Origin of the sequence: Paenibacillus sp. JJ1722 (assembly GCF_048282685.1) — a bacterium.
Taxonomy (GTDB): Bacteria; Bacillota; Bacilli; order Paenibacillales; family Paenibacillaceae; genus Paenibacillus; species Paenibacillus polymyxa_B.
Genome location: NZ_CP182500.1, coordinates 4,572,872 through 4,593,696, shown reverse-complemented (window position 1 = coordinate 4,593,696; position 20,825 = coordinate 4,572,872). Strand labels below are relative to the sequence as shown.

Below are 20,825 nucleotides of genomic sequence, written 5' to 3'. Positions count from 1 at the left end.
AGGATTGAGGGGGAAACGTTGTGAATAGCGAACGCAGCCGATCATTGGAAACTGCGGCGTTGAGCGGGATTATAGGTAATCTCGCGCTGGCTGTTCTAAAGGGAACCGTCGGTTATGCTGCAAACAGCAAGGCGTTGTTGGGGGATGCACTGCACACGGCTGCGGATAGTGCTTCCCGTTTGCAGGAGCTTCTGTTTTCCAAGGGTGCTACAGGGCACGGAATGCTGGCACGGTTGCGGAACGGTGAAAAGGTTCGGACGGTCATATCTGTGGTGCTGGCTATTTTAGTGCTGATGAGCGGTCTTCAGCTAGCTATCTCGGCGGTTCGTTTATTAAGCAGTTCGGAACCGCAGGCTCCCAGTCTGTATGCATTAATTACCGTATTTATTGCGTTGGTGTTGAGAGAAGCGCTATTTCAGTTTCAATATCGCTACTCGATTAAACATGGTCATAAAGCGGAAGCAGATCGGTACGCTAACCATGAACGTTACTCGCTGTATGCATCGTTGATTGCATTGATCGGCATGATCGGTGCAATGACTGGCGAAGCAATGGAATGGCCTGCATTATTATATCTTGATCCAACCGCAGCTTTGCTGGTAGCCTGTCTGGTGCTGCGTAAAGGATATTTGATGGTAATGAATACCGCTTACCAGGTTCCTGCACAGCCCTTGCAGGAGGAAGACTCCCGACGCTTTATGGAGACGATTCAACGGGTGTATGGTATTGTAACGGTTGAACACTTACATGCCCAGGAAACAGGCCATTTCATAACAGTGGATGTAACGATAAGTGTGAACCCGCGGATTACGGTACAGGAAGCGCAGGAAATTGCCGATCGAGCAAAAAATTTACTGTTAGCCCGTTTTCCACAGGTGACCCATGTACAAATGCAGTTCATTTCTTATCAAGCCGGGTATCCTTACAAATCCAATCATGAACTGCCAGATAATGATGTGTCGTCTTTGCTTCAATAGGGCAGACGACTATGAAAGAAAGGTGAATAGGATTGCTTCATTCGCAGTACAGATGGAAGACCCCAGAGGCTAACCTGGAAGCGGCTCAGCTGTTGACAGAAGAACTGGGGATTTCACCATTGTTGTCCCGGCTTTTAGTGAACCGGGGCGTCACTACCGCCGGGGAAGCAAACCGCTTTTTGTACGGAAGTGTGGACGATGTACACGACCCTTTTCTGCTTCTTGGTATGAAAGAAGCCGTGCCGAGAATTCGCCAGGCTCTGGAACGTGGCGAGCATATATTAATCTATGGCGATTATGATGCGGACGGCGTATCCAGTACATCATTGATGATTCAGCTCATGCGTTTTCTGAAGGCTTCTTATGATATTTATATTCCCCATCGTTCTAATGAGGGATATGGTCTGCATAATCATGCCCTTGATTGGGCTCATCAGCAGGGAGTTACGCTGGTCATTACGGTAGATACGGGAATTAGTGCAGTAGAGCAAATTATTTATGCAACTTCCTTGGGGATAGATGTTATTGTGACGGATCATCATGAGCCGCCTGCTGTACTTCCCGAGGCATATACTTTGATTAATCCGAAGCTACCCGGTTGCCCATACCCATTTAAAGGTCTTGCAGGTGTTGGTGTTGCCCTGAAGCTCGCCCAGGCGCTGTTGGGTGAGGTGCCGGAGGAATGGTTTGAAATCGCCGCTATCGGCACGGTAGCCGATCTGATGCCACTACATGGTGAAAATCGGACGATGGTACGCAGAGGGATTCAATCCATGAGAAACTCTGCATTTCCGGGTATTCGTGCGTTGCTCCATGTAGCGGGCGTGGATATATCTACAGTGACTTCAGTCAACATCGCATTTGCATTGGCTCCGCGGATTAATGCCAGCGGGCGCTTGGATCATGCGGGACGAGCAGTTTCTCTGCTGACGACAGAAAAAGAGGAAGAAGCAGATCAACTTGCGCATGCGCTGGACCTGCTCAATCGTGAGCGTCAACAGGTGGTCGAACGTATTGTGGAGCAAGCCGAGCAACAATTGGCATCCAAACTGAATGGAGGCAAGCTACCGTCAGTTATTGTGTTGGCTGGTGAAGGCTGGAATGTCGGCGTTGTCGGAATTGTGGCATCCAAGCTATTGGATCGTTATTATCGACCGACCATTATTCTTGGTATAGATGCTGAGACAGGCATGTGCAAAGGTTCTGCCCGTTCTATTCCTGCATTGGATATTTACAGTGCTCTTACGGACAGCCATGAGCTTATGGAGCATTTTGGGGGTCATCCTTCGGCTGCTGGTATGACGCTGTCCCGTGACAATCTGGAATTGTTTGAAGAGCAGCTGAACCGCTATGCGGGTTCCATTCTGACACCAGAAGATCTCATTCCTGTAGCTGAAGCTGATATGGTCTGTCGTTTGGACGAGGTATCTTTGCAAGTGGTTGAAGAACTGGAGTTGCTTCAGCCTTTTGGTATGGGGAATCCTTCTCCACGATTCGTATTACAGGGACTGCAATTGCGTGAAGCTCGTAAAATGGGACGTGAGAAAAATCATGTGAAGCTCTTGCTGGAGCAGAACGGTTTATCGCTGGACGCGATTGCCTTCCGTCGTGGCGATTTGGCTGATTTTTTACAGCAACAAACGGAGATAGATCTGCTGGGTGAATTGTCAATTAATGAATGGAACGGTAAAAGGTCTCTCCAGCTAATGATGCAGGACATTCGAGTGCAGGAGCCGCAAATTTTTGATTATCGTGGAGTGTCGGACCCTTTTGCCGAATTAGAGCGGGGACTCAAGATCTTTCATCCACGCATAGAGGAAAGAAAGAAAGACGTTGCGGTGTTGATCCACCCGTCATCTAGGCTTCGTCCCTCGGGCTCCGTGGATGCTGAATCCTTATGGTTGTACGATAAAGATGGCAGCGTTATTCCCAGTGATGGTCAAAGAGATGCACAGCACTCTGTAAAGTCGCTGTTCGTACTAGAGCCGCCGGATACACCGGATCAGTTTCAGGCATTATGGTCTACCTTTGAGAATGTAGAGAACGTATTTCTCCTTCATTCGGTCAGTGAGCGTGGCGGTCGACTCGTAAGCCCCGACAGAGAGCTGTTCAAGCGTATTTACGTTGTGCTTTCCCGAATGGGGACACAGCCTATTGATGAAAAAGCAATGCTGCCTGCTCTTAGCCGACAGTGCTCCTGTTCAGTACGCATGTTATCCAAAGTGTTGGACATCTTCGAAGAACTTGAGTTTATGACGCGTACAGATGGTCAATTCTGTTTTGTATCCAATCCGCCTAAGCGGGATTTAACAGCTTCTCCACGATATCAGGAATTGTATAATATGGCTGAGATGGAGAAGTACTTGTTGGATGCGGACACTACCCAGATGACGAGCTGGATTATGTCGCTTATGAAGGGTGCGTCTTGAGATACTATTTCGCAATTTATGTTGTAAAATGTATATACTAATTTGAAGTTTACAGTAGGAGGAACTAAGTTGGACTACAAAGAATATATTCGGGTGATTTCCGATTTTCCACAACCAGGGATTAGTTTTAAGGACATTACGACCCTGATGAAAAATGGTGAACTATACCGCAAGGCTATCAACGATATGAAGGAACTGGTATCGGATTTGAAAATTGATTTGATTGCAGGGCCAGAAGCACGTGGGTTCGTTGTTGGTGCTCCTTTGGCTTATGCGCTTGGTGTTGGTTTTATTCCCATCCGTAAAAGTGGCAAGCTCCCTGGGGAAACCATTGAGGAAGCATACGGTTTGGAGTATGGTAAAGATACGCTGGCGATGCATAAGGATGCTATAGAACCAGGCCAAAATGTTTTGATTGCTGATGACCTGCTTGCTACAGGTGGAACTATTGCTACATCCGTGAACTTGGTACGCCAGCTTGGTGGTAATGTGGCAGGGGCTGCTTTTCTTATCGAGCTGTCTGACTTAAACGGTCGGGCGAAACTGACTGATGTAGATGTATTCACCCTGATTACGTATTAAGTATTTTGAAACCCGGGTTTCCCGGGAAATAATTATGTGCGGATCGCCTAAATAGTCCGATGGAACATCTCTTTATCTAAAGAGTTGCTCCATCGGACTATTTTGTTTCTTTGTTGGAAAATAGGTCTGAAAAAATTTCGTAAATGTCTATGAACAATAAAAAAAGGAGCAGAGGTGGTCATAAGGAGCATAGTGGTCATACTGATTTCAATCAGTTTTTGTTTTATTTTTTGCTAAGCAGAAGCTAGATACGGAAATAAGTCAAAAATGCTGCTCGTTGCTTATCGAGGGTTAAAGCAGTTATTGCAACTGACTTGGATGGGGTGCTCTGAAGATGGATGAAGGAGTATCTATTTTAAAAAGGCCGTGCATAAAAAAACGCCGACACCATGGGAGACGGATCTTTACACGCTTATCTTAAAAGCTCAAGCGTATTGATCCGTGACTCATGGAGCAGCGTTTTAAAGTTTAAAAACAGATATCAATCTGGTGTTTTCTCGGTTAAAGGTTCCTGCGATTTATCGTTGGACCAGCCGAGCACGTCAATCAGCTTGAAGAACAAGCTGAGGATGATGCCGATGATTGTAGCCAATGCCATACCTTTCAAGGTTACAGCGCCCCAAGTGAGCGTAGTACCGCTGATTCCTACAACAAGCACGATGGTCGCAAGCAGCATGTTGGTTGGCTTGGCGAAATCAACCTTTTGCTCAACGAAGATTCTTAGACCGGAGGCAGCGATGACACCGAATAATAGTAAGGATACGCCACCCATAACTGGAGCTGGAATATTAGAAACAATCGCTGAGAACGTGCCTGAGAAGGACAGCAAGATGGCAATGACAGCCGCTCCGCCAATGACCCATACAGAGTACACTTTAGTTAATGCCATGACACCAATATTTTCACCATAAGTCGTATTAGGTGTAGAACCGACAAAACCGGAAATGACGGTGGAAATACCGTTACCCAGCAGTGAGCGATGGAGACCAGGATCTTTGGACAACTCGCGCCCGACAATGTTGCTAGTCACAAGTAAGTGACCAATATGCTCTACGATGACAACCAGAGCAACAGGAAGAATCGTCAGCATAGCAGAGGTATTAAAAACGGGAGTGGTAATTGCAGGATGTCCGAAAAAAGGAGCGTCTGCAATGGCCTGTGTATTGACCATGCCCATAAAATAAGCAAGCACATAGCCCACTACGATACCGATCAGAATATGAATGATTTTGGCAAACCCGCGAAACAACACCGCACCGAGAACAGTGACCCCGAGTGTAACGAGCGAAAGAGTAATCGTTTTGGGATCTGGAGACCAGGCTTTAGTAGGATCGGCATTGATAATGCCTGCCATGCCTGCTGCAACCGGAACCAGTTCCAGACCGATTAAGGCTACGATGGAGCCCATAACAGCTGGAGGAAAAACGACGTCCAGCCAACGGGTTCCGGCATATTTAATTACCAGTGCGACGAGGCAGAAAATAATACCTGTAACGATGAAAGCACCGAGGGCCATAGCATAGCCGTTGCCGCCGGGATTGTTTTTAAGCACAAGACTGACGGGAGCGATAAAAGCGAAGCTAGAGCCGAGATAGGCGGGAATTTTGCCGCGGCAGATCCATATGTACAACAATGTGCCAATACCGTTCATTAGCAAAATCATGCCGGGATCGACGCCGAAAATATTCGGCACCAGCACAGTGCTGCCAAACATGGCAAACAAATGCTGTACGCTGAGCAGGAACCCGGGTCCTGCCGGTAGCTTTTCATTAACTTGAATTTCGCGTTGCAACGCAGTTCACTCCTTAGTTCTTTCAATTATTCTTATATACATTAATTACTTTTCGTAATTTTTTCAATATAATTCGTTTCATTTCGTCAACAATCCTCATTTTACTTATCCATGTGTGACAGAATAATGCGACAATGCCAAACCTGTAATAGTTGACGTGCGACGTGCTAACCGTCATAATTGTAGGAAATCACTTTTAAAAGGGAACCTTTGCGCGACATTGATCGGCGGGTTCCATTTTGCATAGAAAGGACACGGAATAGAGCAGAATGGGGATAGAGCAATTACTTAAAAAGGCCGGGGCCTATACCAGAGAAGCAGATCTTATCCGCATCAGGGACGCCTATGATTTTGCCGAGCAGGCCCATTCCGGCCAGACTCGTAAGTCCGGTGAACCTTATATTCTGCATCCGCTTGCGGTTGCTGATATCGTCGTTAATATGCAGATGGATACCATCTCCATTATCGCCGCTCTTTTACATGACGTTGTGGAGGATACGACGGTGTCTTTGGCGCAGATTCGCGAGCATTTTGGCGATACATGTGCGATGCTTGTCGATGGTCTGACGAAGCTGGAACGTATCCAGTTCCGTTCCAAGGAAGAACAACAGAACGAAAATTATCGAAAAATGTTTATTGCTATGGCGCAGGACATTCGTGTCATCGTCATTAAGTTAGCAGATCGTCTGCATAACATGCGTACTTTGAAATATCAGTCAGAGGAAAGCCAGCGTCGGATTGCTTATGAAACGTTGGAGATTTTCTGTCCGGTTGCGAATCGACTGGGTATTTCAGCCATTAAATGGGAAATGGAAGATATTGCTCTACGCTATCTGAATCCTCAGCAGTATTATCGCATCGCTAATTTGATGCATAAGAAGCGGGCCGAGCGGGAGCAGTTTATTGATAATGTCATACAGCGTATCAGAGAGAAGCTGGAAGAGATGGGCATTCAGGCTGATCTGTCCGGACGCCCTAAACATATTTACAGTGTGTTTAAAAAAATGACGACGAAGAACAAGCAATTCAATGAGATATATGATTTGCTGGCGATTCGAATTATTGTGGATAACATTAAAGACTGTTACGCCACACTGGGGATTATCCATACGTTGTGGAAGCCAATGCCGGGGCGGTTTAAAGATTATATCGCTATGCCTAAGGCCAATATGTATCAGTCCCTTCATACGACAGTAGTAGGTCCCAACGGGGAGCCTACCGAGGTACAAATTCGCACAGTGGATATGCACCGTACCGCTGAATTCGGGATTGCGGCCCATTGGGCCTATAAAGAAGGCAACGGAGCAAACAACACTAACTTTGAGGATAAAATCACCTTTTTTCGAGAAATCCTGGAGCTGCAAAATGAGGCGAAGGATGCGTCGGAATTTGTGGAATCGCTCAAAATGGACTTTTTCTCAGACCTTGTGTTTGTGTTTACTCCTAAGGGAGAGGTCATTGAGTTGCCGGCCGGATCCGTTCCGCTGGACTTTGCTTTCCGTATTCATACCGAAGTTGGCAATCGAACGATTGGCTCTAAGGTAAATGGAAGAATCGTACCTTTGGATTATCGACTTAAAACCGGTGATATTGTCGAAATTATGACGTCCAAGCATTCTTATGGACCTAGTCAGGACTGGCTCAAAATTGCTCAGTCCTCTCACGCGCGCAGTAAAATCAAACAATGGTTCAAGAAAGAAAAGCGTGAGGAGAATGTTGAAAAAGGCCGCGAAAATCTGGAACGTGAGCTAAGAAAACGTGATATCGAGCCATCGGTGTGGATGAGCGACGACAAGCTTCAGGAAGTGGCACAGAAGTTCTCTTTTAACGATTCCGAAGATATGCTGTCTGCGATTGGCTTTGGTGGTATAACCGCAGCGCAGGTCTGTACACGTTTGACAGAGAAGCTGCGTAAGGAACAAGAAGAGGCACGGTTGATCGAATTGACGACCGAGGTCAAGGAGTACAAGCCGCAGGGCGAACGGAAAAAAACACCGACCAACGGTGTCAGCGTCAGAGGCGTCGATAATTTGCTCGTTCGTTTTGCACGATGTTGTAATCCCGTACCGGGAGATGACATCATCGGCTATGTAACACGTGGACGCGGCGTATCCGTTCACCGGACGGATTGCCCGAATATTCCTTCGGGTACGGGCGAAGATCAGGCGCGCGTGATTGAAGTGGAGTGGGAAGAAGCAGCGGAAGTCAATTACAGCGTCGATATTGAGATTACGGGGCATGATCGCAACGGTTTGCTGAATGAAGTGCTTCAGGCCATTTCTGAGAACAAAACCAGCTTCTCGGCCGTTACAGGTCGTACAGATAAAAATAAAATGGCGATGATTCACATCACGATTCTCATTCGCAACACGGATCATTTGCATTCTGTTGTCGAACGGATTAAACGGGTGAAGGATGTATACACTGTGCATCGGATTATGCAATAACCTTATTAAGCGTACAGATAGGTTTATAGCCTTTGTAACACATCTTGGGTAGAAAGACCCATAGGCTGCTAAAAGAGCCGTAATACGGCTGTGAGCACCTTTTAAAAGGGAAGGTTAAAGGAGATATCGGATAGGCGATGAAGATCATTATTCAGCGCTGTAAAGACGCTCAGGTGACGGTGAATCAAAAGGTGGTCGGCAAGATTGGAACCGGATTAATGCTGCTGGTTGGTATTGGTCAGGGAGATACAGCAGCCGATGCCGTTTATTTGGCGGATAAAACAGCGGGATTACGTATATTTGAGGATGCTGAAGGTAAAATGAATGACAGCGTTCTGGATGTCGGTGGAGCCATTTTGTCTGTCTCTCAATTTACGTTGTATGGTGACTGCCGTAAAGGAAGAAGGCCTAACTTTATGGGGGCGGCCAAACCAGAGGAAGCGGAGAAGCTGTATGATTTCTTCAACAGTCAGCTTCGAGCCAAGGGCCTGGAGGTAGAAACGGGAATTTTTGGGGCTATGATGGATGTTTCATTGACGAACTGGGGCCCAGTGACACTGATTTTGGATACCGAACGTTCGTAACTATGCATTCATGGCGTGATCTGAGTAGAATAAAATAGCTGTTCAGAGGGACCATAATGTCATCCTGATTGGTGATTAGCCAGGCGGATAGCCTAAGGGTGACAGGAGAGACGAAGCTATGCGTCAAACCCCAAAAATGGACGGGCATCGAAGCACTGTGCTGCTTTTTCCCGGTAGTATGCAGGAGGCAATCAGCCTTACTCGTAATGCTGATACGTTATTGCAGCATGTTGCAACAGCCATCGACAAGCCGGGACGCGGTGCTTTGCCGCGCAGGTAACATCGGGTTAAATGGAGCGTTAATGAGGTTCTACCCGAAAGCAGCACAAAGAGGTCAAAAACAAAATATGTAGCATTGAATTAGTGCAGGAGCCGAAAGGCTCCTTTTTCTTTTCCACCGCTGCGAATTGTTATAAAAACTGATCAAGCGGGTAATAACAAAGCGTGATAGACAAACAAACTTAATTTTAAACTTGTTTTGAGGATAACCGGAAAGGAGATCTGAACATTAATGAGTAAAATTGCATTTTTATTGGCTGACCAATTTGAAGATTCCGAAATGAAGGTACCTTATGATGAATTAAAAAAGGCTGGACATGAGGCAGATATTGTTGGGCTGAAGCAAGGTGAGAAAGTGAGCGGTAAGCAAGGTAAAGCAAGCTACACTATTGAAAAAGCCATTGCAGATGTGAAATCAAGTGACTATGATGCAGTTGTTATTCCCGGCGGATCCTCCCCGGAAAATCTACGACTGGATGCAAATGTTCTGAAATTTGTGACTGAAATTAATGAGTCCAAAAAAACGATAGGCGCTATCTGTCACGGACCACAAATTTTGGCGAGTGCTGATTTGTTACAGGGCCGGACGATTACAGCTTATCCTCCATTGAAAGATGACTTGATTAATGCGGGTGCTCATTTTGAGGATCGAGAGGCGGTTGTGGATGGTAACTTTATTACGTCTCGGACCCCTAAGGATGAGCCTGCCTTTGTGCGTGAGTTATTAAAAGTATTGTAATCTAAACGCGAATATTTCTTTAGATTAATGCCAGTACAATTCCCAAACGAGGAGGATTTGATATGGCAAAACAGATTCAGGCTTATTTTCGCACAGAAGATGAAGCTGAGGGTGCCAGAGCTTCGCTTCAAGCTTATAGAACCGAACATTTGGAAGTAGGTGCTTTGGGTGATACGCTCGGCCGGGAGACGAGAGTTTTAATTCCGCTGGTCCCCTATAACAATACAGGCTCTGTGAGCACAGGAGGCTCTGCGGGTGCGGCAATCCCTGCGGCGGGTGCTTATGGCGAGAATATTCTACCAGATGCGAAGGATGACCAGATTAACTCTGGCTCAGCCCAAAGGGATCTGGATGAAGATCGGAACGGAACAACGAATCATGATGGAGGGTTGCTCCGTGCGACAGATGTGTATATTAATGGTGATCAAGATGAATTGCGGTATGTATTATCAGCAAAGGTGAATGACGCCGATTATGATGAGGTCATTTATAAGCTACGTTCCAATCGTGGATATGTATCGCAGTTGGATTAAAGCTGAGAGCGCGCCACAAGATTGTCGATACTTGAGGGATTTAGCCGCAAAAGAGTGACTGTAATACAATTGTAATATTCAAAACATCATTCCTTAATATTCGTTGTTTATAATAACAGCATGACCCCCTTTTGATATATCTTTTTGAACCTGCGGACCGTTTCCGCAGGTTATTTTCTTTTTATAAGCCTTATTTTTCCGATTATAGGGAGAATGTCTTGACTTTGTCGAAGCGGTTCATTAAAATCATAAAATAATGAAAAATGATTTGATGACGGGACCAAGTACTCCGAACCCACAAGCGCAGAGAGGAATTTCCAGGCTGTAAAAATTCCCTTGATGAGCGGATGAATGACCTCCCCGAGAACAGGCGGCGAACAATTGAGGAAACCCTACTGAAAGTGCATTGCAACTGTGCCTACAGTGGATGGTCCTGCATAATAGCCGTACTGCGCGTTACGGGCGTTATACGTATGAGCGGAGTCAGCATAATGCTGACGGGCAATGAGTGATTCTTATGCTGGTTGTCTGGGCAAACTCCGGAATGTGGGTGGTACCACGGGTGATTGTAAACGACAATCCCTCGTCCCTGTTAATGTTAACAGGACGAGGGATTTTTTGTTTTATATTGAAAGTGGAGCAAGAAGAAAGTGCACAATACGAAATACAACGATGGGGGGATACGTTAATGGCCTTTCAAAAACCGACAGGAACACAGGATTTGCTGCCGGGCAGTGTAGAAAAGTGGCAAGTTGTCGAGGAAAAAGCCCGTGAGATTAGCCGCCGCTTTAATTACCGAGAGATTCGTACGCCAATGTTCGAACAAACGAATTTGTTCGTTCGAGGTGTGGGTGAAACGACGGATGTGGTGGAAAAAGAAATGTATACTTTTGAGGATAAAGGGAAGCGCAGCATGACTTTGCGTCCGGAAGGAACAGCAGGGGTTGTCCGCTCCTATGTGGAGAACAAACTATACGGGGAGCCGGATGTAACTAAGCTGTATTATATCGGCCCGATGTTCCGGTATGAGCGTCCACAGGCTGGGCGTCAGCGTCAGTTTCACCAATTTGGAATTGAAGCATTTGGTGCGGTCGATCCGGCGTTGGATGCAGAAGTTATTGCTTTCGGGTATCAATTCTGCCGTGAGCTGGGCTTGAAAGGAGTACAGGTGGAGATTAACTCCGTCGGTAATGCAGCCAGCCGGGCAGCTTATCGTCAGCATCTGGTGGACTTCTTGATGCCAATTAAGGATACGTTGACCAAGGAGAGCCAAGCACGCATTGAGCGTAATCCGCTGCGAGTGCTGGATAGCAAAGATGACCAGGGCAAATTTGGAGGTGCACCTTCGATTTTGGATAGCTTGGACGAGGAATCTCGCACACACTTTGAGAAAGTGAAGCAAAATTTGGATGCCATGGGCGTGGAATATACAGTTAACCCGCGTTTGGTACGGGGGCTGGATTATTATACGTTGACAGCGTTCGAATTCAAAGCTGAAGGAATTGGTGCCATAGATACGATCGGTGGAGGCGGCCGCTACAACGGATTGGTTGGAGATTTGGGCGGACCGGATCAGCCGGGCATTGGTTTTGGCATTGGACTGGAGCGAATTCAGCTGATCCTGGAACATCAAGGTGTCAAACTGAACGAAGCCAAGCCGTTAGATATCTATATGGTAGCATTGGGAGAAGCAGCAGAAACAGAAGTGACCAAACAACTATTCAAGTTGCGTCAAGCCGGATTTTCCGCGGAGCGAGATTATCTGGGACGTAAAATGAAGGCGCAGATGAAATCAGCCGATCGCTTTAAAGCAAGGTATACTGCGATTCTGGGTGAGGATGAGCTGGTTCAAGGTGAAATCGCACTGAAAAACATGGAAACTGGCGAGCAGCGTACCGTTAAACTGGATCAGCTGGTGGAAGAATTAGGCTAAAGAAAATGGTGTAACATCAATCGGTGGAGCTTCCTCTGGTTGTCATATAGCATTAACTACTAAACATAAACAGGAGTGTGTATTATGAAAAGGAGTCATGAATGCGGCGCATTGACTCATGCGCATATCGGAGAAACAGTTACATTGAACGGTTGGGTACAAACCCGTCGTGATTTGGGGGGCGTACTTTTTATTGACCTGCGCGACCGTAGCGGAATTGTACAAATTGTGTTTAATCCGGCATATTCCGGTGACGCACTGCAAATTGCGGATCGTGTTCGTAGTGAATACGTGCTTGAGGTTACCGGTACTATTGTTAAGCGTGATGCAGAAACGATTAACCCGAACCTGCCAACAGGTGAAATTGAAGTGCGTGTCACTGAAATTGAAGTATTGAATGCGTCCAAAACACCTCCGTTCTTCATTGAAAATGGTGTAGAAGTGGACGAGTCTCTGCGTTTGAAATACCGTTATTTGGACCTGCGTCGTCCGGAAATGTACCAGACGTTGAAACTGCGCTCCAAAGCAGCAAAAATATTCCGTGACTTCCTGGACGGAGAAGAGTTCGTCGAGGTGGAAACACCAATTTTGACGAAAAGCTCCCCAGAGGGCGCACGTGATTATCTGGTACCTAGCCGGGTGCATGAAGGTGAGTTTTTCGCCTTGCCGCAATCGCCACAACTGTACAAGCAATTGCTGATGGTGAGTGGCCTGGAGCGCTACTACCAAATTGCACGTTGTTTCCGTGATGAAGATTTGCGTGCTGACCGTCAGCCTGAATTTACGCAGGTCGACATCGAGACCTCCTTCATGCAACAGGATGACTTGCTGCCAATGATGGAGCGTCTTATGGTGAAATTGTTCAAAGAAACCGTTGGGGTAGAACTGGAAACACCGTTCCAACGGATTACACATGCTGATGCGATGGACAAATACGGCTCGGACAAGCCGGACCTGCGTTTTGGCCTTGAGTTGATTAAAGTCAATGATATCGTGGCAACTAGTGGTGTAAAAGTATTCGCTTCCGTAATTGAAAAGGGTGGCGAAGTAAAAGTCCTCAATGCCAAAGGATGTGGCACTTGGAGTCGTAAGGAGATTGATGACCTGGGTCCTTACGCTGCACGCTATGGAGCTAAAGGCTTGGCTTGGATTCAAGTGAAGGAAGGCGAATTCAAGGGGCCTATCGTTAAATTCTTCACACCGGAAGAAATCGAAGCATTGAAGGAGCGCACAGGAGCCGAAGAAGGCGATCTGTTACTCTTCTCTGCGGATAATAAAAAGGTAGTTGCTGATGTATTGGGCGCACTTCGTCTGAAAATTGGCCGTCATTTGGGACTGATCGACGATAACAAATTCAAATTTGCCTGGGTTGTAGACTTCCCGCTTCTCGGCTATGACGAAGAACAAAAACGTTATGTGGCGGAACACCATCCGTTCACCCGTCCGAAGGACGAAGACCTTGGCCTCTTGGATACCGATCCAGGTCAAGTTCGTGCTCAAGCCTATGATATCGTACTGAACGGCTACGAAGTGGGCGGCGGCTCGATGCGGATTTACAAACGTGATGTTCAGGAGAAAATGTTCAAAGCTCTCAACCTGGCGCCGGAAGAAGTTACTGATAAATTCGGCTATCTGTTGGATGCGTTCGAATATGGTACGCCTCCACATGGTGGTATTGCCTTCGGTTTTGACCGCCTCGTGATGTTGCTTGCAGGTCGTACAAACCTGCGTGAAACGATTGCATTCCCGAAAACAGCTAGTGCGACAGACCTGCTTATGGATGCACCAGCCGAAGTAGATCAAGCTCAATTGGAACAGCTTCATATCCGTATTGCTCCGAAGCCTGTTGCTCCTAAAGCTTAAGACGTTTGCAAGTGCCATCCATTGGCATGAGATAGCTTATAGAATGCCATGAACCCGTTACCCTCATATGGATAATGGGTTCGTGGTTTGTATGCTGGAGTTCAGGCATAGAGTTTAAATCAGTGAGGGAGGATATACCATATTGTTGCATCAATTTTCACGAACGGAATTGGCCATCGGAACTGAAGGTCTAGAGGTTATGAAAAATAGCACGGTGGCCGTGCTGGGTATCGGCGGTGTCGGTTCGATTGCAGTGGAAGCGCTGGCGCGCACGGGTGTTGGACGTATCATTTTGATTGATAAAGATGTTGTAGATATCACCAATATTAATCGCCAGATACATGCGTTGACAACGACGGTAGGCCAAAAAAAGGCTGATCTGATGGTAGAGCGTGTGAAGCTGATTAATCCTGAATGTGAAGCGATTGCACTGAACATGTTTTATACGGAAGAAACATATGAGGAGCTGTTCAAGTACGAACTGGATTATGTGCTGGATGCTTCGGATACGATTATTTACAAAATTCATTTGATTAAGGAATGCCTGAAACGGGGGATTCCGATGATCTCCAGTATGGGGGCTGCGAACAAAATGGATCCGAGTCGTTTTCAAGTTGCAGATATTTCCCAGACGAGAATGGACCCGATTGCCCGTGTCATCCGCACCAAGTTGCGCAAGGAAGGTATTACCAAAGGCGTCAAGGTTGTATTCTCCGATGAAGAACCAATGAAGCCACGTGAAGAAATTACAAAAAAAATTGTACCTGCAAACGCACCTGAAATCCGGAAGGCGAAGCAGCCGCCTGCAAGCAATGCATTTGTACCTCCGGTAGCAGGACTGATCATGGTTAGTGTAGCCGTGAAGGATTTGTTAGAACATGCTGGTGTGTAAGTTGCAAAAATAGCATGGCAGTTCATTCGTAGATTTACATCAGTATGTATTCACTTTAAGACCTGTAGTTCTGTGCATCACATCCTTTGTGTCACAGTTGCTACAGCTCTTTTTTGTTTTGAAAAAGCGCAGCTTACTGCAAACAGATTGAACAACTTGCTGGAGGGTTTTGGTATGAAGGATGGACTGTGGTCCAGAAGTCTCGGTTTCAAGCCCGAGCATCATTGGAAAAAGGAATTAGCCGCTGGGGCCATTTCTTATTTTTCCGTTGTATACATTGTTATGGTTAATGCAACTATTTTGGCAGATGCCGGGATTCCTCTCCAAGGGGCGATGCTCGGGACACTGCTGACATCAATGATTGGCTGCCTGCTTATGGCTTTTGGTGGGAAATCTCCAATGGTCGTTGTACCAGGTATGGGGATTAATGCCTTTTTCACTTATACGCTCGTACATTCTATGAAGCTGAGTTGGCAGGAAGCGTTGATGGTGGTTGCCATCACAGGGATCTTATTCGCCATTGTGGCCTTTACATCATTGTACAAGCTGATTAGCCAAGCGATTCCCCATAATTTGCAGCACGGAATTACGGTAGGCATTGGTTTGTTTTTAACCTTTATCGGATTGCAAAAAAGCGGCATCGTGATTGCTCATCAGACGACTTTTGTGGCTATTGGCCATTTTAATGATCCCAAGGTAATTACGGCTTGTGTAACGTTGCTGCTCGCTATTGTATTGTTTGTGCGTAACGTTCAGGGAGGTTTACTAATTAGCATTTTGGCTGGAACTGGGCTTGCTTATTTACTGGGAGCTGTAGAGCCTACAAGCACGGTACGAACCTCTGAAACGGTGCGACAGTATGGGCAATTGTTTGGAGAGCTTTCCTTTTCAGGCATTGTCTCGGTAGCTTTTTGGATCGCTGTCTTTTTGCTCCTACTCATTGTACTATTCGAGAATATTGGTATGATTACTGCACAAACCAACATGATCGGAAGACCGGATTTATTTAAAAACAGCTTGCGTGTGTTGGCTGTAACCAATATCTTTGCCGGTATTTTGGGCAGCAGTCCGGCGGTAGCCGCTGCGGAATCGACGGCTGGTATTGCAGCGGGGGGACGCTCGGGAATGACACCGCTGGTAACTGCTATTTTATTCGGGGCGACGTTTTTCTTTATTCCACTGTTGGCTTATATTCCTGACAGTGCCATTGCGCCCGTGTTGATCATCATTGGGGGTCTAATGGTGCAAAATGTGCGAGAGATGGATTTCAGTGATTTTACTGAAGCGTTTCCTGCATTTCTGATCATGGTGATGATGCCCTTTACTTACAGTATTGTAGACGGGATGGCATTTGGTTTTATTGCATACCCCGTAGCCAAGCTGGCAGCAGGACGGGGCAAGGAAGTGCCTGTCGCATTATATATCATTTCTGTACTATTTGTGGCTAACTTTGTGCTTCATTCTCTGGTGTAGTAAACTCGAAGATAGATTGTACTGTTCATACCCGCGCAGAGCGCGGGTGTTGTTGTTTGAACAAGAATGGTCAGACAGGAAGCGAGGTTGATGGTATATGGAAAAAGAACATCATATACACCGAGATGAGCAGGAGGACCGGATGAAGGAAAAGCCGGGTAAAAGACCCGATAAGGCTGGCATGGGGCGGTTTATCAAATTGATTGCGAGTGCGCATCCGCCCAAGGCCATTCTGATCATCGCCCTGATTCTGACGCTGATTCAGACCACTGCTGGTTTAATCGTACCCATGATGACCAAAGGGTTGATTGATGGCTTGACCTTTTCTTCATTAAACCGTATGGTCATTGTTGGTCTGCTTGGCGCTTTTGTGCTTCAAGCGGTGGCTTCGGCGGTTTCTATCTATATGTTGAACTATGCTGGGCATAAGATTGTGGCTAATTTGCGCAAACGCTTATGGCATAAAATCTTATCTCTACCTATCCCTTACTTTGATCGAAATCGATCAGGAGATACGATGAGTCGTGTCACCAATGATACAAGCCTGATTATGAACTTAATTACGGAGTATCTAGTCAATCTGATTTCTAATGTGATTGCAATTATTGGTGGTATTGCATTGTTATTTTATCTGGATTGGGTGATGACGCTCATTATTATGGCTATTGTTCCGCTAACAGCCCTGATTTTATTTCCTGTAGGCAGAAAAATGTACCGTATCTCCAAAAAACAGCAGGATGAGATGGCAGATCTGACCTCAGTGTTGAGTCAGGTTATCGGCGAAATCAGACTGGTGAAGGCCTACGGAACCGAAAGCAGAGAGGCTCAGGCCGGTGAGGATCGTATTTACCGGATGTTCCGCTTCGGTTTGCAAGAGTCACGCATCCTAGCCCTTGTAGGTCCCATTTCTACCTTCTTGTTGACTGCAGTGCTGGTCATTATATTGGGTGTTGGTGGTGTTCGTGTCGCATCGGGTGTGCTGACCGCTGGGGATTTGGTGGCTTTTATTTTGCTGCTGTTTCAGGTGATCACACCGATGGCACAATTCACGACCCTGTATTCACGACTACAAAAGGTGGTTGGGGCTACTGAACGGATTCAGACGATTTTAGATCATGAAGAGGAACCGCTCGAGTTGAAGCAGGAAGCGGCAAAAGAGAGCAGAGATATTATACTTCGTGATGTTGCCTTTTCCTATACTGAAGGTGAAGAGGTCCTTCATAATGCGAACTTGGTCATCCCGGCTAACCGGACGACAGCATTCGTGGGACCGAGTGGAAGTGGGAAGTCCACCTTGTTTTCATTGTTGGAACGCTTTTATGTGCCGGATACAGGGGAAATTCGTTATGGAGACGAACCGATATCGTCATATACACTTTCCTCCTGGCGCTCCAAAATTGGTTATGTATCGCAGGAAAGCTCAATGATGACCGGAACGGTCAGAGATAACATTACATATGGCTTGGGGCGCGAAGCTGACTTGGAAGAAGTGAGACGAGCAGCCACGATGGCGTATGCGGATACATTTATTATGGATCTACCTCAAGGCTACAACACTGAGGTGGGAGAACGGGGAATGAAGCTGTCTGGAGGGCAGCGTCAACGGATCGCTATTGCGCGTGCGCTTCTTCGTAGCCCTGACATTCTCATGCTGGATGAGGCTACATCTAGTCTGGACAGCTCATCTGAGCATGAGGTACAGAAGGCCCTAGCGAACTTGATGGAAGGACGCACGACGATTGTCATTGCTCATCGTTTGTCTACAGTGGTTCACTCCGATCAGATTATCGTGTTGGACAAGGGCAAGGTGACCGGTGCAGGAACTCATACTGAGTTATTAGAGTCCCATCAGGTGTACCGTGAGCTGGCTCAAAAGCAGTTTGTGGAGATGGGGGAAAGAAGTATGGAGTATTAGAGGCCGCTTCGCGTGTGATTTGATCCTCCGATCGCTCCGCTTCTTCGGATTCAAATCACACGCTCCACTGGTGCCGCAAGGCTTCATACTTTTGTAAAAGAATAGGGAAAAAGGCGTATTAGGAAATAAGGTTGGATTTTTATGGTTAAATGTGTTACGCTTACTTTCCTTTTTTTGTGTCGGAGCAAGTGAATGCGATGCAGAAATCGAGACTTGATATTCTTAGGAGGTAACTGAAATGGAGAATGAGTTTCAAAGTGCCTATCAAGAAGAACAGCATAGGCTGTCGCTTGCTATGGAGGAAATTGATCGGAGATTGGAACGGCTTCGCAATACGCCGGTGTACACCGGGCATGATTTTACGGAGCAAGTGCTGGAATCGGCACGGGAGGAAAAACGTCAGGCTTTGGCCAAAAGCTCACAGGAGCCTTATTTTGGTCGTATGGATTTTGACGAGCGTGGCAGAGGGCAGCGGAAGCCACTTTATATCGGTAAAATTGGAGTGGAGCGTGAAGAAACGTCAGCGTATCCGCTGGTGATTGATTGGCGTGCACCGATTGCCAGCTTGTTTTATTCGTTTACAGGTGGTGAAGAAACCGCGTCTTACGAAGCTCCTGAGGGAACCATTGAGGGCTTGGTCTATCTGAAGCGTAATGTTGTCATTCGCAAAAAAATCCTGGAACGGGTAGCCGATACATATAATCGTGAAAGCGACGAGCCTGCCGTTTCTGATGAGTTTCTCGTTTATCGTTTGGGAGAAAACAAGGATAACCGTTTACGGGATATCGTGTCTACCATTCAGGCGGAGCAGGATAAGATCATCCGCGCGGCCAAAAATACAGCCCTCGTTATTCAGGGGGTAGCGGGTAGTGGCAAGACGACGGTAGCGCTGCATCGTCTCGCATTTTTGCTGTATCAATACAAGGATCAGGTATCAGCGGACAAAATGGTAATTTTCGCACCAAACCATATGTTCCTTGACTATATTTCAGATGTACTTCCAGAGCTGGGGGTCGGGAATATTCAGCAAAGTACATTTGCAGACTGGGCACTGGACTTATTGGGTTTGGATTTACCTTTGGCTGATCCTGCCGAAACATTATCTTATTGGTTTGAGAGTGGCAGTCTGAGAAAGGAATCCATGGATGAGGCGCCGGGAAGATTCAAGGGCTCGGTTCACTTTATGGAGTTGCTTCAAGCTTTTGTTGAACGACTGGAGCCCATCTCCGTGCCCGAGGGGGATTTTTCACCATGGGATGGAGCGGTGCTGCCACAAGCTGAGATTTTGAATTGGTTTAATGAGGAATATAAGCCTTATCCGCTCGCGAAGCGGAAGGAGCGTGTGCTGGCAAGAGTGCACCGCTGGATTGAAATGGAACTGAAAAAGTCGCCTTCGGCGGCAGCGCTCAAGGAACGCAAGAAAAAGGCAGGGACACGGGAAAAGGCATATGCTAAAAAATGGCCACAATATGACGCACTGACGCTCTATAAGCAGCTTTTTCAGGCAGCTAAAGGGTTACCCGCAGATACGGCTGCGGAGATGAAGGCTTCTCTGCCGACTGCTATTTTTAAGACCACACAGTCGGACCTGCGAAAACAGATTATCCGTGAAGAAGATCTGACTGCGTTAGTGTATCTTCACGTGCTGATTCATGAGGTAGAGTCATCTCAACGTTTTGACCATGTGGTCATTGATGAAGCGCAGGATTTTTCACCTTTTCATATCGCATTGCTGGATTTGTTCGTGAAAGGGCATTCCTTCACTATACTGGGCGATTTATCGCAGGGCATTCATGAATACCGTGGCGTACATGCGTGGGAGGAAATGAGTTCTCTTTTTGCGCCGGAACATACAGGGTATTTTGCACTTACGCGGAGCTATAGATCAACCTTGGAAATTATAGAATTTGCAAACACGATTTTGGAGCAGGGAGTTCGCGGCGGTATTACGGCAGTTCCGGTATTTCGTAGTGGCGATCCGGTGCGTACGATGTCTTACGACTCATCGGTGCGTGAGCAGAGTTTGCTCACCGCTCTAAAAGAGCTGTCCTCCAAGGAGTATCGTACTGTTTCTGTGCTGACCCGTACCTTAAAAGAGGCTGTGGAGCTACATGAGGTTTTCACAAGCGCGGGGTTGGATGTGAATTTGATTGACGGTGGTAAAAAGCAATATGAAGGCGGATTGTCGGTACTGCCTGTGTACCTATCCAAAGGTCTGGAGTTCGATGCAGTTATTGTGGCGGATGCCGACCATGAGCATTATGGAGAACGGGCATGGGATGCCAAGCTGCTGTATGTAGGATGTACCCGTGCGCTGCATGAGCTGTGGCTATTGCATGATGGCTCACTTCCTAGTTACGTACAGGCACAGACGGAGTAAACAGAAA

15 protein-coding genes are annotated in these 20,825 nt (G+C 46.7%); 14 read left to right on the top strand and 1 reads right to left on the bottom strand.

The features are described 5' to 3' along the window. Window positions 1-20 precede the first annotated feature (20 nt). The 3 genes from ACM1ND_RS20310 to ACM1ND_RS20300 all read left to right on the top strand — a co-directional run bounded on the left by ACM1ND_RS20310 (window position 21) and on the right by ACM1ND_RS20300 (window position 3,988). Complete coding sequence (locus tag ACM1ND_RS20310) at window positions 21-977, top strand: cation diffusion facilitator family transporter (RefSeq protein WP_075154638.1); 957 nt, start codon at window positions 21-23, stop codon at window positions 975-977. 32 nt (window positions 978-1,009) lie between these two features. Beyond that, window positions 1,010-3,406 (top strand): single-stranded-DNA-specific exonuclease RecJ, encoded by a 2,397-nt coding sequence (gene recJ, locus ACM1ND_RS20305; RefSeq protein WP_053325960.1) that lies wholly within the window; start codon window positions 1,010-1,012, stop codon window positions 3,404-3,406. 69 nt (window positions 3,407-3,475) lie between these two features. Next, the gene (locus ACM1ND_RS20300) at window positions 3,476-3,988 is read left to right on the top strand and encodes an adenine phosphoribosyltransferase (RefSeq protein ID WP_028542428.1); all 513 of its coding nucleotides are present in this window, start codon (window positions 3,476-3,478) and stop codon (window positions 3,986-3,988) included. A 481-nt stretch (window positions 3,989-4,469) separates the two neighbouring features. On the opposite strand, the gene uraA is transcribed toward ACM1ND_RS20300, so the two are convergent. Beyond that, window positions 4,470-5,780, bottom strand: a complete 1,311-nt coding sequence (uraA, locus tag ACM1ND_RS20295) for a uracil permease (protein ID WP_075154637.1) — start codon at window positions 5,778-5,780, stop codon at window positions 4,470-4,472. Window positions 5,781-6,049: 269 nt separating this feature from the next. Here uraA and ACM1ND_RS20290 point away from each other — a divergent pair, with 269 nt between their 5' ends. The 11 genes from ACM1ND_RS20290 to ACM1ND_RS20240 all read left to right on the top strand — a co-directional run bounded on the left by ACM1ND_RS20290 (window position 6,050) and on the right by ACM1ND_RS20240 (window position 20,818). After that, window positions 6,050-8,227, top strand: coding sequence for a RelA/SpoT family protein (locus tag ACM1ND_RS20290; RefSeq protein WP_025720225.1), 2,178 nt, complete (start codon window positions 6,050-6,052; stop codon window positions 8,225-8,227). A 137-nt stretch (window positions 8,228-8,364) separates the two neighbouring features. Further along, window positions 8,365-8,811, top strand: a complete 447-nt coding sequence (gene dtd / locus ACM1ND_RS20285; protein WP_023989923.1) for a D-aminoacyl-tRNA deacylase — start codon at window positions 8,365-8,367, stop codon at window positions 8,809-8,811. A 118-nt stretch (window positions 8,812-8,929) separates the two neighbouring features. Continuing rightward, on the top strand, window positions 8,930-9,091 hold the full coding sequence (locus ACM1ND_RS20280; protein ID WP_023989922.1) for a hypothetical protein: 162 nt from the start codon (window positions 8,930-8,932) through the stop codon (window positions 9,089-9,091). A gap of 231 nt (window positions 9,092-9,322) precedes the next feature. Continuing rightward, window positions 9,323-9,829 (top strand): type 1 glutamine amidotransferase domain-containing protein, encoded by a 507-nt coding sequence (locus tag ACM1ND_RS20275; protein ID WP_013311559.1) that lies wholly within the window; start codon window positions 9,323-9,325, stop codon window positions 9,827-9,829. 62 nt (window positions 9,830-9,891) lie between these two features. After that, window positions 9,892-10,362 carry a hypothetical protein gene (locus tag ACM1ND_RS20270; protein ID WP_028542430.1) on the top strand — a complete coding sequence of 157 codons (471 nt, stop codon included), beginning with the start codon at window positions 9,892-9,894 and terminating at the stop codon, window positions 10,360-10,362. A 688-nt stretch (window positions 10,363-11,050) separates the two neighbouring features. Then, window positions 11,051-12,295: a histidine--tRNA ligase gene (gene hisS, locus ACM1ND_RS20265; RefSeq protein ID WP_418026518.1), complete on the top strand. Its 1,245-nt coding sequence runs from the start codon at window positions 11,051-11,053 to the stop codon at window positions 12,293-12,295. An 84-nt stretch (window positions 12,296-12,379) separates the two neighbouring features. Continuing rightward, on the top strand, window positions 12,380-14,158 hold the full coding sequence (gene aspS / locus ACM1ND_RS20260) for an aspartate--tRNA ligase (protein WP_068941969.1): 1,779 nt from the start codon (window positions 12,380-12,382) through the stop codon (window positions 14,156-14,158). A 142-nt stretch (window positions 14,159-14,300) separates the two neighbouring features. Beyond that, complete coding sequence (locus tag ACM1ND_RS20255; RefSeq protein ID WP_013311554.1) at window positions 14,301-15,050, top strand: tRNA threonylcarbamoyladenosine dehydratase; 750 nt, start codon at window positions 14,301-14,303, stop codon at window positions 15,048-15,050. 174 nt (window positions 15,051-15,224) lie between these two features. Beyond that, a complete protein-coding gene (locus ACM1ND_RS20250; protein WP_075154635.1) occupies window positions 15,225-16,523 on the top strand; it encodes an NCS2 family permease in 1,299 nt (432 codons plus the stop codon). Between the two features lie 97 nt (window positions 16,524-16,620). Continuing rightward, window positions 16,621-18,438: an ABC transporter ATP-binding protein gene (locus ACM1ND_RS20245; protein ID WP_023989917.1), complete on the top strand. Its 1,818-nt coding sequence runs from the start codon at window positions 16,621-16,623 to the stop codon at window positions 18,436-18,438. A gap of 238 nt (window positions 18,439-18,676) precedes the next feature. After that, window positions 18,677-20,818 (top strand): HelD family protein, encoded by a 2,142-nt coding sequence (locus tag ACM1ND_RS20240; protein WP_418026517.1) that lies wholly within the window; start codon window positions 18,677-18,679, stop codon window positions 20,816-20,818. Window positions 20,819-20,825 lie beyond the last annotated feature (7 nt).

What these genes read in the sequence shown, in the direction of transcription:
- ACM1ND_RS20290 (WP_025720225.1), top strand. Translation starts at nt 6,050, where the DNA reads ATGGGGATAGAGCAATTACTTAAAAAGGCCGGGGCCTATACCAGAGAA.
- dtd (WP_023989923.1), top strand. Translation starts at nt 8,365, where the DNA reads ATGAAGATCATTATTCAGCGCTGTAAAGACGCTCAGGTGACGGTGAAT.
- ACM1ND_RS20280 (WP_023989922.1), top strand. Translation starts at nt 8,930, where the DNA reads ATGCGTCAAACCCCAAAAATGGACGGGCATCGAAGCACTGTGCTGCTT.
- ACM1ND_RS20275 (WP_013311559.1), top strand. Translation starts at nt 9,323, where the DNA reads ATGAGTAAAATTGCATTTTTATTGGCTGACCAATTTGAAGATTCCGAA.
- ACM1ND_RS20270 (WP_028542430.1), top strand. Translation starts at nt 9,892, where the DNA reads ATGGCAAAACAGATTCAGGCTTATTTTCGCACAGAAGATGAAGCTGAG.
- hisS (WP_418026518.1), top strand. Translation starts at nt 11,051, where the DNA reads ATGGCCTTTCAAAAACCGACAGGAACACAGGATTTGCTGCCGGGCAGT.
- aspS (WP_068941969.1), top strand. Translation starts at nt 12,380, where the DNA reads ATGAAAAGGAGTCATGAATGCGGCGCATTGACTCATGCGCATATCGGA.
- ACM1ND_RS20250 (WP_075154635.1), top strand. Translation starts at nt 15,225, where the DNA reads ATGAAGGATGGACTGTGGTCCAGAAGTCTCGGTTTCAAGCCCGAGCAT.
- ACM1ND_RS20245 (WP_023989917.1), top strand. Translation starts at nt 16,621, where the DNA reads ATGGAAAAAGAACATCATATACACCGAGATGAGCAGGAGGACCGGATG.
- ACM1ND_RS20240 (WP_418026517.1), top strand. Translation starts at nt 18,677, where the DNA reads ATGGAGAATGAGTTTCAAAGTGCCTATCAAGAAGAACAGCATAGGCTG.